The sequence below is a fragment of the Niabella agricola genome (assembly GCF_021538615.1).
GTDB classification, from domain to species: Bacteria; Bacteroidota; Bacteroidia; order Chitinophagales; family Chitinophagaceae; genus Niabella; species Niabella agricola.
On the sequence record NZ_JAJHIZ010000003.1, the window covers coordinates 1,563,221 to 1,576,056 of the forward strand.

Sequence of the window (12,836 nt, forward strand, 5' to 3'; positions counted from 1 at the left end):
AAAAGCATCTTATAGGCTTTGCGGTCACTGACATACCGTACGTAAAATAAAACCGTAATACCTGAAGCAAACGGAGACTTATGCGTTGGATGAGGATTTGTTCCATCTTCCTTGACATCCGTTAAAAAAGCGCTACTTTCGCAACCCTTGATGAAAGCAGAAGAAGTAATGAGCACAAACAAAGAAGCAGCTCCTACCGGTAGCAACTGTATTGAAGTTGCCTATTTTTTTGAAGAAGCCACCCATTTGATGGATGCCCTTGTCCAGAATAAATGCGAGTATGAATTGCTGGCATTGGTGCGGGAAGTAGCCTCCCGTCTTAAACTGCGCGTTATTATTGAAACGGTTCCATTGTCGGAAAAGGGATTCAGGCGGCGTTTTAGGGTGACCTTAAAAAAGGAAACTAAAACTGCCGCCGCCGCCGTTACCATCGCTACTGCGGCATTGGTAGCTGTTGTTACAGCCCCATTGTCGGTTTCTGCCGGCGACGAGGCCCGGAAGCGGATTGAACAATTGATGGACGCGGCGGGGTTTATCCAAACAGACAATGAGCGGTTACGGCTGCAGATTGAAAAACTGACACTGCAACTGATAGCCAGTTGCGCAAATCTGGACACCAGTAACGTTATCAAAAAACGACGGTCCAATTTCTTTGAGCTGCTAACCCGCTATCCCAAAATCAATGGGGTGTGTTTTACAGCCTTGGAAGAACATCAGGCTATTGCAACACAGGAACAACAATTGCTCCGGCATGCATTTGGTGCGTATATCCTTACCACAAATGTACTGGAGCCTGAGGAAATTGACGATGTAGACATTGAAATCATTTCCCCGGTATTAAAAAAGAGCAGCTATAAATGGACCGGTATGTACCAGGGCCGCCCCCGCTCTTTTAACATGCAATCCAAAGAATTTAAGAAGCTGGTGCAGTCCGGCAAGGTGCAGTTCAAAAACGGCACGTCCATCAACTGTCAGCTGACCATTCATAAAAAAATGAACAACGAGGGTACCGAACGGATTACCGGCATTGACATTACCCGGGTCAATCATTATTTTGAAAACGACAAACCCGTTGAAACTGTGGAAGGGAAAAAGCAGAAAAAACAACCAGAGCCGGAAATTACACAATTAGCTCTATTTATGTAAAGGCCTCTCCAACCGAAGGATAATGATCCGAACGATTGACAATGGCTCGGATCTGGATAGCCATCGCCGGAACACACCATAGGCTGCTGGTTTAGCATTCATCCGGCAGGATCTGTAGCCAATACCTATACCCATAACCCACTACTAATTTTATTGGAGCATTTGCCTGATTCAACACCCAGCTTATACACAGTATGAATAACAGAAACTAAGAGAGGGTTATAATACCTTTAATGCAAGCGATTATACGAGCCTTTTTATAAAAGCAGTTAGTTTTGATTGACTTAACCGGAACAAAAGTACATGAAGCGCAGCAACTGCCTTGTCATGATTATTCGTGACAAGAACCGCGCACTTTTTATTTTTGCCGCAACAACAATACGCCCGCCATTGGCGGGCGTATTGTAACATATACAGCGTTTGTCCTTCGCGGAACAATTAAGCCGTTCGATAAAAGGCGATCCTTCAGACCAACCCGCTCATCCCACGGTGCTGCCCCTAGCAATCTTTGCTCATTTTTTAACTACGGCTACCACTTTAGAATAGCTGCTGTGACCATCAGCGTCTACCTGCTCGATGCGTATAAAGGCTTTTTGCGATCCTTCCACCGGAGCAATTTCTGCACTGTTCCGGCGGCAGGATACAGCCGCCATTCCAATCAGTACATAGCACAATACTGCCGACATAAATATCTTCCGGTTTCTGCGGGCTCCGCCAAAACCCAGGGCTGCAGCCGCCAATACAGAAAGCCCCAGTAACACCATATTTCCATTTTTATCGGTACGCACAGAGTAGGTGGTAGCACCGGTAAATACGGCACCCGCATGTTTTGATTTTATAGTGGCTATGGTTTGAAAATCGGTTCCATTTCCGGAAGCCTGGATATTGAAATGATCGTTGTTATTTTCCTCAAGGGTCGTAAAATTTACGAGCAGGTCATCGTCGGTTGCAATAGCAGTAACAGACTCAAACTGTACAGGCAGCACCAACAGTACGGTCACTTCTACCCGGCCGTTACCACCGCTCAAAGCAGGCCTGTTATTACCACCATTTGTGCGAAAGCCACCGCCACCGCCACCGCCGGGCGCATCACCTGCAGTTGCATCAAGATTGGTGTTTGCTCCTTCGCCGCCATTTCCTCCAAGATCGTTACCATTCCCCGGACCTCGTCCCAGGCTATTGGCGCCGCTTCCTCCACTACCCGCAGCACCGCCGCCACCGCCGCCATACCCGCCAACACTGCTGTTGCCGTCGGCTCCGTTACCACCGCCGAAATTAATAATACCGGTGGCACCGTTTACAGACCAGAACGAGGTTTCACCTGCAGTTTGTGCAACACCACCGCTACCGGCGGTGCTGTTGTTACTACCAGAGCTGCCCCCGTTTGCTGTAATGATAAAAGCAGGCGATATGTTGAAAGATGAAGCACTTCCGTTGGTACCGGATACACCTCCTCCACCAACATTGACGGTATAAGTGCCGGGTTGCAGGGTTACATTTACCTGTGAATAAGCGCCGCCGCCACCACCGCCCCCGGCGGTACTGTTACCACTGGCACGGGTTCCGCCACCGCCGCCGGCGCCCCAAACTTTAATGGTCACTTTGTTAGCCTGGCCGGCCGGTACAATAAACGATTGTGCAGTATTTGTATAATAATACGTTGTTGTTTGTGCAGATACGGTCGAAAACAATAAAAGTAATAACATGCTTACAAGAGCGCACCGGATGCGCATCCTGCTAAAAAAAGATAATTTCATTTTGTGCAGTTTTAAGAATTAAATAAATCGGTTGTTGGTGATAACGGTAAAGCAAAAGATGATTCAAAAAATTCCGGCGCACGCAAAGGGCCTTAGAAATAGTTTTGAGTGGCTGTGTCAGATGCTACAGAACTATTCTCCACAGATTTTGCCATGGATGGTAGATTCCTGTATGTCTAATATATCGGAGGTTTCAGAGGAGCCCGGGATCCGCAGTGGATCACCATTGTTAGTTTAAAGGAGTATCAGTCGTTTGTTTTCGAGTGTACCGATGCCGGCAAAAGTACAGGATCACGAATCCCTTGCCAATACCGCCAATGGGGTATTTTTAAATAAGGGACCGTCGCTCTTGTCCGGCCAACGGTAATTAAAAAAGCTGCATCTCTTTTGAGAAGCAGCTTTTTTAACGCCAGCAATAGATTTTACCGAGCAAGCCAGATTTATTTACAAAAGATATTTGTGCGGGTAAGAAGCCGGGCACGGTTCATAAAGGGCTGCCCTTTCAGACAGCCCCTGTCATCCCGGTTTTTACTGCACCTTAATCATTAACTACTGTTACTACTTTTGAATACTGCACCGTTCCCGCCTGGTCATATTGAGCGATGCGAACAAAAATGGTCTGACCACGATTTACATCGACGTTCTTTCCGTCTTTTAAACAAGATGCAGCAGCTACTACAATAACGGCTATTGCGAGCACTTTTGCCCATCTGGATCTTACCAATGTTAGCAGGAACAGGCCACCCAGGCCAATCGCCGCCAACGACGCCGGGATGCCTAATGCCAGGCTGTAATCGATGGGCAGGTCAGAGTTACCGTCTACACCTTTTGAATTCAATTTGCCGATAGCCGTCCAGTTCTTTCCGTCATTGGAAGCTTCCACTACAAATTCCTTATTATTCTTTTCGGTGAGCGTTCTCCAGTTTACCACGATCTGATCGTTTTTCCGGCTGGCCGCAACATTGTCAATTGCTGCAGACAGCGGGCTGCAGGTATTAACCGCCGGAGTCACCAATCCAAAATCCACATTAGTAGTAGTACCTCCATTGGTAATACTAATATTACGTACCACCACATAAAGATCTTTTATCCGGTCCGGGTTATTGGTGGAATAAGGTGCCGGATAGATGGCGGGCAGGTAAATATGCGTGGCGTCATTGGTGCCGCTAGCCGAACTGAAAGTGATTGAACTGTTGGAAGCTCCCTGGACAACGGTATACAGCGTGGCGCCGCCATCGTAGATCTTGGTATCGGTAGCAGAGTATCCCGCAATTCCATCAGTTTCCTGATATACATCAAAAGCGAAGTTGATGGAGTTACCGATGCCATTGGCAGTAACGGTAAAATTCAGAATGTTGGGGTCAGGATTTCCACAACCGATCAAGGCAACCACCGAAGGATCTGCAGCCGAAAAAACAAAGCCAGGTAAAGCACATGCTACAATTTTACCATTGTTATCCTGTGCAGACCAGGAGTCTCCTTTAAACAGCGGAGGTGCAGAAGTATTGCAGGCTCCGGGCAAATCAATTACGATGTTCTGAAATGTAAAATGAGTTGCAGTTGAATTCGGAACCGGGGTTTTACTAAATGTAATCCCATCGGATGCGTCCAATACGTTTACGGTATTATCTGGCCCATAAACACTCGACAACACGGGATTCGAAACATTGGTATAATCCAATGCCAATGTAAATAAGGCGTTTCCCAGTATATTGGCACTGGTGGGCGCCTGGTTACTATACGTCCAGTTTTGACCATTATGATACCCCGTCGCCGTCCATACGTGTATATAGGTAAATTTATTACCACCGTTCACATCAATATCCACCGAAAGTGTTAGTGTTGTCCGGCAATAGGGCTGCCCGTTAATCATTACGTTTGATGTACCCTGAACTTGTATCAATGGGCTTACAAAAGTACAGGGAGCAGCCATAGCGCTCTGTTGACTTAATAAAATAAGAGAAAAGAGTGTTGCAGTTAAAATTAAAAACCGAGTTTTCATCGTTGTGCAGTTTTAGAATTAAAAAAATAGAAACCAGTTACCAAAATGACATTTGGTAGAGAGGGATGGGATATTCAAAAAATGTCGGATACGTACGGGGTATCGCAATAGTTTTGAGTGGGGTTAGCGGCGTATATCTATGTCTGTCATTCCGGCCGGAATGTAGACAAAAATAGCAGCCGTATAACCATACGGTTTGCTTTCACGGTTCGCGGTAACATCCGCAACGGATGTTGCAAATTGGTTTGGAAGGTATGGGTGAGGATGGATCAGCCCATCACAGGGAGCATTTATTCTGTACAAAATTACTACCCTCCCGGCTCCTGGAAAATCCCTGAAAATAGGGATGCCATTGCATAGACAGAAAAAATTAAAAATAACAGACAGTCAAGGCCCGGCTTCGGATTATTTGTGCGAAACCATCGTTTTCTGGTTACACGGTGCCCTCATTAAGAACGAAGCTCATACCTCGCCTGGTCTTCTGCTTCACACAACACCCACATACGAGTACTGTCCGCAATTTTTCAATTTCAAATCTACTTATATATATGCCCAGTTTTATATAAATTCGTTGAACCTCCTTTTTTATTCGGCAAATGCGTTTTACAGGAAGACAAAAAAGGATGTTTAGCTACTATATCCCAATTGCAATAAACCCTTTAGGCTGTCGTTTTTATGCCTTAATTATACGTCACCTTTACGGCCTTCGAATAACCTATTGCACCATCTTTTTCATGCTGGGCAATCCGAACATATTCTGTTTTACCGGTTCCTGCTGTTGCCATCTGATCTTTTTTTCTACAAGCGCCGACTACTAAAACAACGGCAGCAATCATCAGCAACTTCGTTCTTCGGGAACGGGTAACGGTTAACAGCAACAACCCGCCCATACCAATTGCTGCAAAAGAAACCGGAAGCTTTAACTGCAGGCCATATTCCAGTGATTCGGCAGAACTTCCATTACTGCTTTTTGATTGAATTGTACCCAGCGCCTCCCATTGCTGCCCGTCTGCAGACCCTTCCACTACAAACTCCTTACTGTTCTCCTCGGTAACCGTTTGCCAGGACACCATTAATCTACCATTGGCAGCAGTTGCGGCTATCCGTCCAAACGCCGCACCCATTCTCAAATAATCAAGCACAGCTACCTCGTCATTATCATCCTTGATTGTTACGTATTTTGTATACACCGGAATAGAGTCTTCGTTATCGTACACTTTTATTTCAAGCAATTTACTTCCGTTTGCAGCATACGTAATGTCAAGATCCCATATCAGATTGTCGTCTCCGGCATTGGGAATCGTATCGTTTTGAGCGGTACCTGTCAATGCAGCGAGCAGCCCAATAAAAAAACATAAAAATCTGAGTTTCATTTTAAGCAGTTTAAAAAACAAAAAAAGAGGTCTTCTCCAGAAACAACTTCTGGCAGCGAAGGCAAACTGGGTTCAAAAAATTTAGATACGAAGCAGTATCAATAAGTTTTGAGTGGTATACAGACCACAGCATATAGGCACAGGAATGATAAACTGAGCGCTACATCACAGCATCTGTTATTTGTATTTATTCAAGGGAAGCAGTAACATTCGCAACGAATGTAACCGTTTGTTTGGAGGAAATGTAGCAATGATCAACATCCATCAATAAAGGTAATCCGCCCGAATCATCTCTCCGACTCTAAAAAACAAGGCCTCTTGTCCGTTTTATTTTAGATTACCGGCATGCAGCAAGATCCTTTGACTAAACATTGACGTAATGAATGAATTTTATATCACTGTACATTCATATTGTTTGTAGCATATCCGCTGTCCGCCAGGCTATCAGACCAACCGTCTTTATCTCACAGCAGTCATTACCTAATCGTTTCTTACTTCAAAAATAATCATATACAGATCGGATATTTATAAATTTCGATGAGTACCGGGCTTTGTTCGTCAGATATGTTTTGCAAACAGGTTAAAGCAGTAATAAAAAAAGGGCTGCCCCGTCGGACAGCCCCGTCATCCTGGTTTTTACTACACCTTATTCCTGAATAACTTTTACTACTTTCGAATAGCTTACAGCGCCATCCTTATCATATTGAGCAATACGTACAAAGGCGGTTTGATTTTTCCCTTCCAGGACTTGTTCGTTTTTTGCACAGGCTCCCGCTGCAATAACAATCGCAAGGATCATGAAAGCTTTCATCCACCTGGATCTTGTTACAGTCAACAGCAATAAGCCACCCAGACCAATCGCGGCAAATGAAGCCGGTAGACTCAGCAGCAAGCTGTAATCCAATGGCTGCGCGGAGTTTCCATCGATGCCTTTAGATTCCAACTTACCAAGCGCGGTCCACACCTGGCCATCTGCAGACCCTTCTACAACAAATTCTTTGTTATTTTCCTCACTTCCGGTTCGCCAGTTCACCTGCAGCTTCCCTCCTGTTATCGCGGCGGTTACGCTTTCAAACTGAACGCCCAGTGGTACATCTCCGGGTACTACAATATCATCGCCGCATCTGGCTGCGCCACAATTCCCGGTCCATCTCACAAATACAGCCTTCAGCTTGGAAAGGCCGCCGCTGCAGGCTACCCCGGTCATCTGTGCAGAGCCTGGCCCGCCTGGGTATTTCAAACAATCGGAACTTGCAACCAGGTTTCCGTCGCAATAAATATATACCTGTAACGATTTGTTACCATCTGTCAGGTAGCTGTAGTCAAGCTGCCAGGTTTGACCGTCATTACTGGGATTAGAAAAGATAGCGCGGGTAATTTGAATACAATTTTGAGCATTGGCAAAGCCTGCAATAAAAAGCGCTATTAAAGGGAGTAAAAACCGTTTTTTCATTTTGTTTTGTTTAAAATGTGTTTAAGATGATTTGTTGCTGTTCATACAGCAATCAGGTGTAAACAATTCAACGCATACAGAAAAGCAACTACCGTTCCTTACAACCCTTTTACGATATCTCTTCAGGTACACAACAGCACATAATTCCTCCGTTTGCTTAATGCTGAGCATTAACGCATACGTCCTTAAGAGATAGAAGGTAAGAGAGTTGCAGTTTAAACGGACGGTGTATAACTGGTAACCCGGGTTCCCGGATGCGCTCTAGAAATCACACCCGTATATATTCCATTTTTCATACACCGAATTTGTAAACCAGATCAGCTTTATTTTTCCGGAATCATAAAATCTCATCTGGTTGCTTCAATCCGTCTTGATTAAATTGTGCGGCAAAAGTAGATACTGTGGCGTTTGCAGTTAAATGAAATTCGATGAACACCGTTCTTTATTCGATGAGTCGTTTATTATATCGATGCGGCTCTTAGCAAGCACAATGGTATTTTTCAGAAACGCATCGCATCCATCACAATCAACGGTGCTTCCAGCCGCTTAGTTTTTTTGAACAAAAATGTTTACGGGTCCTTTAACAGTCCCGTCTGCCATATTGCTTCTTGCAATGATCAGCGTATACGTTCCTTTTTTTCCGGTTTTATATTGCATAGTAAGTCCAAAAGGTCCATCCGTTTTTCCATCGGGCATTTCAATCTGGCTGATCCGGACATTCCGCTCATACCCCTCCGGTTTCAACTGTACCGCTAAATGTTGTGTACCGGTTACCGGAATCCGTATATGTATTTGCTGATACTCTTTCTGTATATCCGCATGCAGCGTATCCCTGTTCCCGGAAGACGCTAATACCATAATGGAATCACCCGATTCCGGACTGCTCGGCGGCAGCGTATCCTTAGCGGGCGGATGAAATAAGGTATCGGGGTGTTGCCCGCTCATGGTATCATCCTGTACTTGCTTCGGATCAGCCACATGGCCGCAGGCATACAGGCACCATAAAAAAAAAGAAAGGTATCGGGGTGTTCTTAGCATCGTTCTTAAAATTTTGTAGGTTTACAAAAATATTAAATCTGTTATGAACAAGCAATTCATCCTCTCCACCACCGCCACCATTAACCTGAAAGGAGCCGAAATCGTGGAGTATTGTGGTATTGTATCCGGCGAAACAGTTATTGGCGCAAATATCGTGCGCGACTTTTTTGCAGGCATCCGCGATATTGTGGGCGGCCGTTCGGGCTCTTATGAAGAAGTATTGCGGGAAGCAAAGGACACCGCTATTAAAGAAATGCAGGAACATGCCCAGCGGTTGGGTGCCAACGGTGTAATTGGCATAGACCTGGACTATGAAACGGTTGGCCAAAGCATGCTGATGGTGGCAGCCAGCGGAACTGCTGTAAAAATTGAGGGTATCTGAGGTTCCGGCTACTGGCGGCAACAGGGATGCAGCGGAGGTACCGAAGGTTTCGTGAACAAACAATCGTTTTGGCGAGCCAAAAAATATTGATAACCAGGCAACCAGGTTCCGTCTTCCTGCGTCTTATTTCCGATTGAATGATCAAAATGGGATAAAAAAATCCCCAACATTGTTACACGTTGGGGACCTTCATCAAAAACCATTAACCATTAAACCTTATCCTATGAAAATTCAATCTCAAATTTATAAACTATTTCCTATATTTCAAAAGTAATATTTTGAAGTGTGGGAAATTTTCACATTTTGTTATCAATTTATTTACTGCCAAACCCCTAATAAGCTAAAAATCAATGAAAAGAAAAGTTGTAGTGGCCATTACCGGCGCCAGCGGGTCTATTTATCCGTTGCGGCTGCTTTCCAAGTTTTTACAAATACGGGAACAATGGAACGAGGTTGGGGTGGTCGTTACCAACAATGCTAAGGAAGTATGGCAGGTGGAAACAGGAACCGCTTTTACACCGGATCCCTCCTTTTCTTATTATGCTACCACCGATTTTAATGCGCCTTTTGCATCGGGCAGCGGCCGGTTTGATACAATGATCATTATGCCCTGCTCGATGGGCGTGCTAGGCCGGATTGCTACGGGAATTTCTAACGACCTGATCACCCGGGCGGCTGATGTTGTGCTGAAGGAGCGACGGAAGCTGATTTGTGTGGTGCGTGAAACGCCTTATAGCCTGGTCCATATAAAAAATATGGAATTCCTGACCCTTGCCGGAGGCATTGTATGCCCCGCAACGCCCTCCTATTATAGTAATCCCACAAGCATTGAAGCCGTTGCAGACACCGTAGTAGACCGGGTGCTGGACCTGGCCGGCTTTGATATTCCGTCCTATCGCTGGGGCAGTGCCGGACAGGAGGTTTAAAGAGACCTGCAACAGCAGCCTTGAGCTCGTAAAATCAACTAACGATGCTTATATGGCGTTTCTTTTCCTGTAAATCGCAGCAGCAAGCGTACTGAGGGTATAAGGCCGGAGCGGCCCTGTAAAGACATAAGCTGCACCGGCCGTCCTTTCTTCCTGGATTCCTACACAAAGCCTTTCCTGTAAAGCAACACTCTCTGTAAATGAAAAAGGTCATCTTCAGCAGATGACCTTTACACTTGTAAATTATGTTTATCCTAAGGGAATATTAAAGCGAACGGTTTTAGGCGGCAGACATTGTTTGTCGTCGCAGGTCTGGTATTCTACCGTTCCGGAAAGCGCTGTTTTCGCAGCCGCTTTCAAGGTCACTTTTTGCACAAAAGTTACCGTGTTGGCGTACTGATGTGCTGTTGAGTTGGTGCTGACATCATGATATTTCTCCATTTTTCCCAGTTCCTTTACATTACCGGACCGCACGACCAGTGGATTGTTTGTAAAACCAACCTTTGTGGGATACGCTATGGCGCCCTTGGGCTGTGTTTGCGAATACAGGTGCCAGCCGTTTTTTAGGGTTGCCACCATTTGTACTTCATAAACTTTTTCGCTGATTTTTTTTGCCGTAAACTTCCAGCTTGCAGGATCTACCTGCGCCCTTGCTGTAGCCAGGCTTAATACAGCCACCAGCGCCAATACAATACTTTTCATCTTTTCTGATTTTATTTTTTCACACACAAAGGTACCCGCTCATTCGTTTACAAAAACCTAAAATGAGTTTATAAAGGACGCTGAACTTAAGAAACCAGTTGTCTGGCCATCAGCAGGGAGGTAAGGATTTTTTTACCGTCTTCATTACCCAAAACAGCACTACAGGCCCGCTCGGGGTGCGGCATCATGCCAAATACATTCCGCCCGGCATTGCAGATACCGGCAATATTGTCGATGGCTCCATTGGGATTGCTTTCGGGTGTTTCATTACCGGCAGCATCGCAATATCTGAAAAGGATCTGCCCGTTTTCCTTCAGTTCTTCAAGCGTTTGCGGGTTTGCATAAAACCGGCCTTCTCCATGAGCAATCGGAATTTTGTATACTTCCTGAAAACGCTCAGGATCTTCCTTCAGCTGTTCCCTGTAAAAACCATCGGGCTTAATAAAAATATTTTTACAGATATACTGCTGGCGTTCATTCCGCAGCAATGCGCCGGGCAGCAGGCCCGATTCGCAAAGAATCTGGAAGCCATTGCACACTCCATATACTTTCCCTCCGTTGTTTGCAAATTCAATCACCTGCTTCATAACCGGGCTGAAACGGGCAATAGCACCACATCTCAGGTAATCGCCATAAGAAAATCCTCCGGGCAGCACGATACAATCCTCCGTGGTAAAAGCACTGATATCCTCACTTTTATGCCAGAGCGGAACCACTTCCTGGTTCAGATCGTACTGTAAGGCATCCAGCATGTCGCGGTCGCAATTAGACCCGGGAAATATAACTACTCCAAATTTCATTCGTATCTTGTTTTATCCAGAACGCAAAGATAGGCCTTATTTTCCTTGCTGGAATTTAGAATATTAAATGTAAAATATTAAATATAAAAGTGGTTCAATTCCAGGTAACAGGAGCCCACAATCCGGATTTATCCTGCTCCAGGCCATCCGCTTTCCGTTGTCAGCGATCAAGGGATCTGCCATCCGGCCACCAGTACGAGTGTTAAAACAATATTCCTACCGGAACCCTGCGATTTCTACTGCAATGATATAGCCTACTGTTAACCAAAATGCAATTAACGGGTATAGCCGCACTTCACTGTTCAGGTAACCAAACCCATGCACTGCCGCACAGGGTACCAGCACCAGCACCCAATTGGTAAATCCCGGCCCGGGGTTCACGAAGGCGATGCCTACTGCAGCAACAAAGTACAGGAGAAACAGGACCCACCCTTTTCGCACCTGGATCAGCATTTTCGAGGAAAGGGCATTGATCGAATAGATTCCTGCCAATAGAGGCAGGATTGTAAGAAACAGGGCCCCTGCAAACCAAAGCCGCTGTTTTCCAAGATGAATGCCGATGGAGAATGGCTCCAACATCGAGTATGACTGGGCCCACTGGTCTGTTAAAAACAGATAAATCAGGTAGAAATAGAACGGGGTACAAACGCCCAGCAACAACAACAACCATTCGTTTATCCTGAACGGTCTTAATATGCCCAATGCCAACAGGCCCCATGCCAGAAAAAATACAGATGGCTGAAAAAACATTGTGGCTACACCCAAAACCAATCCACAGTTAAAAATAAGGCCTTTGGCATTGGGATGATTATGTGCTCTGAAAATAAAGATAAACGCCAACAGGAACAGGAAGGATACAATGAGCGGCGCCGACAGGTAATTAAATTCGGGTATAAAAGAAGAAACCAGCATCAATGCCATACCTGGCAAATAATTGGCCCTGTTCACCAGCCGCTGGTTATTAATAAAATTAGTCAGGAGGTAGGCCTGCCAAAACAACAGCAGGAAGGCCGTTATCGCAAAAACGGATGGGAATACCGCAGCAACCGGTTCCAGGATACGGAGCAATTGATCGTATAAAAACCCATCCTGCCGGCGGATGACTACCGGTCGCCTTTCATTTTGGACACCAGGCAGGAAGAACCAGGGCAATTTCAGCAATAGCCCCAGAATGAAAATCATAATAAGATTTCCCGGGTTCTTTTGTTTAAAAACTCCAATCACAATAACAGTCAGTCATATTTATTTGGATCCCTT

The 12,836-nt window shown here is 45.4% G+C and carries 11 protein-coding genes; 3 read left to right on the forward strand and 8 right to left on the reverse strand.

Annotated features, from left to right (window positions below):
* The first annotated feature begins 168 nt into the window (after positions 1-168).
* A complete protein-coding gene (locus LL912_RS11940) occupies positions 169-1,146 on the forward strand; it encodes a hypothetical protein (RefSeq protein ID WP_235553799.1) in 978 nt (325 codons plus the stop codon).
* A gap of 512 nt (positions 1,147-1,658) precedes the next feature.
* Here LL912_RS11940 and LL912_RS11945 read toward each other — a convergent pair.
* The 5 genes from LL912_RS11945 to LL912_RS11965 form a co-directional block, all read right to left on the reverse strand.
* Entirely contained in the window at positions 1,659-2,903 is a 1,245-nt protein-coding gene (locus LL912_RS11945) for a glycine-rich domain-containing protein (RefSeq protein WP_235556550.1), read from the reverse strand.
* A gap of 538 nt (positions 2,904-3,441) precedes the next feature.
* Complete coding sequence (locus LL912_RS11950; protein WP_235553800.1) at positions 3,442-4,836, reverse strand: hypothetical protein; 1,395 nt, start codon at positions 4,834-4,836, stop codon at positions 3,442-3,444.
* A 749-nt stretch (positions 4,837-5,585) separates the two neighbouring features.
* Positions 5,586-6,278 carry a hypothetical protein gene (locus tag LL912_RS11955; protein WP_235553801.1) on the reverse strand — a complete coding sequence of 231 codons (693 nt, stop codon included), beginning with the start codon at positions 6,276-6,278 and terminating at the stop codon, positions 5,586-5,588.
* 646 nt (positions 6,279-6,924) lie between these two features.
* Positions 6,925-7,731 carry a hypothetical protein gene (locus LL912_RS11960; protein WP_235553802.1) on the reverse strand — a complete coding sequence of 269 codons (807 nt, stop codon included), beginning with the start codon at positions 7,729-7,731 and terminating at the stop codon, positions 6,925-6,927.
* A gap of 546 nt (positions 7,732-8,277) precedes the next feature.
* Entirely contained in the window at positions 8,278-8,769 is a 492-nt protein-coding gene (locus LL912_RS11965; protein WP_235553803.1) for a hypothetical protein, read from the reverse strand.
* Positions 8,770-8,812: 43 nt separating this feature from the next.
* Between LL912_RS11965 and LL912_RS11970 the strand changes: the two genes are divergently transcribed.
* Positions 8,813-9,151 (forward strand): YbjQ family protein, encoded by a 339-nt coding sequence (locus LL912_RS11970; RefSeq protein WP_235553804.1) that lies wholly within the window; start codon positions 8,813-8,815, stop codon positions 9,149-9,151.
* A gap of 350 nt (positions 9,152-9,501) precedes the next feature.
* Positions 9,502-10,077 (forward strand): UbiX family flavin prenyltransferase, encoded by a 576-nt coding sequence (locus LL912_RS11975; protein WP_235553805.1) that lies wholly within the window; start codon positions 9,502-9,504, stop codon positions 10,075-10,077.
* Positions 10,078-10,326: 249 nt separating this feature from the next.
* Here the strand turns inward: LL912_RS11975 and LL912_RS11980 are convergent, their stop codons facing one another.
* The 3 genes from LL912_RS11980 to LL912_RS11990 form a co-directional block, all read right to left on the reverse strand.
* On the reverse strand, positions 10,327-10,779 hold the full coding sequence (locus tag LL912_RS11980) for a protein-disulfide reductase DsbD domain-containing protein (RefSeq protein WP_235553806.1): 453 nt from the start codon (positions 10,777-10,779) through the stop codon (positions 10,327-10,329).
* 86 nt (positions 10,780-10,865) lie between these two features.
* Positions 10,866-11,579: a phosphoribosylformylglycinamidine synthase subunit PurQ gene (gene purQ, locus LL912_RS11985; RefSeq protein ID WP_235553807.1), complete on the reverse strand. Its 714-nt coding sequence runs from the start codon at positions 11,577-11,579 to the stop codon at positions 10,866-10,868.
* A 216-nt stretch (positions 11,580-11,795) separates the two neighbouring features.
* Positions 11,796-12,761 carry a hypothetical protein gene (locus LL912_RS11990; protein ID WP_235553808.1) on the reverse strand — a complete coding sequence of 322 codons (966 nt, stop codon included), beginning with the start codon at positions 12,759-12,761 and terminating at the stop codon, positions 11,796-11,798.
* Positions 12,762-12,836 lie beyond the last annotated feature (75 nt).

Coding starts and splice junctions, on each gene's coding strand:
- LL912_RS11970 (WP_235553804.1), top strand. CDS start 8,813: ATGAACAAGCAATTCATCCTCTCCACCACCGCCACCATTAACCTGAAA.
- LL912_RS11965 (WP_235553803.1), bottom strand. CDS start 8,769: ATGCTAAGAACACCCCGATACCTTTCTTTTTTTTTATGGTGCCTGTAT.
- LL912_RS11955 (WP_235553801.1), bottom strand. CDS start 6,278: ATGAAACTCAGATTTTTATGTTTTTTTATTGGGCTGCTCGCTGCATTG.
- LL912_RS11980 (WP_235553806.1), bottom strand. CDS start 10,779: ATGAAAAGTATTGTATTGGCGCTGGTGGCTGTATTAAGCCTGGCTACA.
- LL912_RS11945 (WP_235556550.1), bottom strand. CDS start 2,903: ATGAAATTATCTTTTTTTAGCAGGATGCGCATCCGGTGCGCTCTTGTA.
- purQ (WP_235553807.1), bottom strand. CDS start 11,579: ATGAAATTTGGAGTAGTTATATTTCCCGGGTCTAATTGCGACCGCGAC.
- LL912_RS11950 (WP_235553800.1), bottom strand. CDS start 4,836: ATGGCTGCTCCCTGTACTTTTGTAAGCCCATTGATACAAGTTCAGGGT.
- LL912_RS11960 (WP_235553802.1), bottom strand. CDS start 7,731: ATGAAAAAACGGTTTTTACTCCCTTTAATAGCGCTTTTTATTGCAGGC.
- LL912_RS11975 (WP_235553805.1), top strand. CDS start 9,502: ATGAAAAGAAAAGTTGTAGTGGCCATTACCGGCGCCAGCGGGTCTATT.
- LL912_RS11990 (WP_235553808.1), bottom strand. CDS start 12,761: ATGATTTTCATTCTGGGGCTATTGCTGAAATTGCCCTGGTTCTTCCTG.
- LL912_RS11940 (WP_235553799.1), top strand. CDS start 169: ATGAGCACAAACAAAGAAGCAGCTCCTACCGGTAGCAACTGTATTGAA.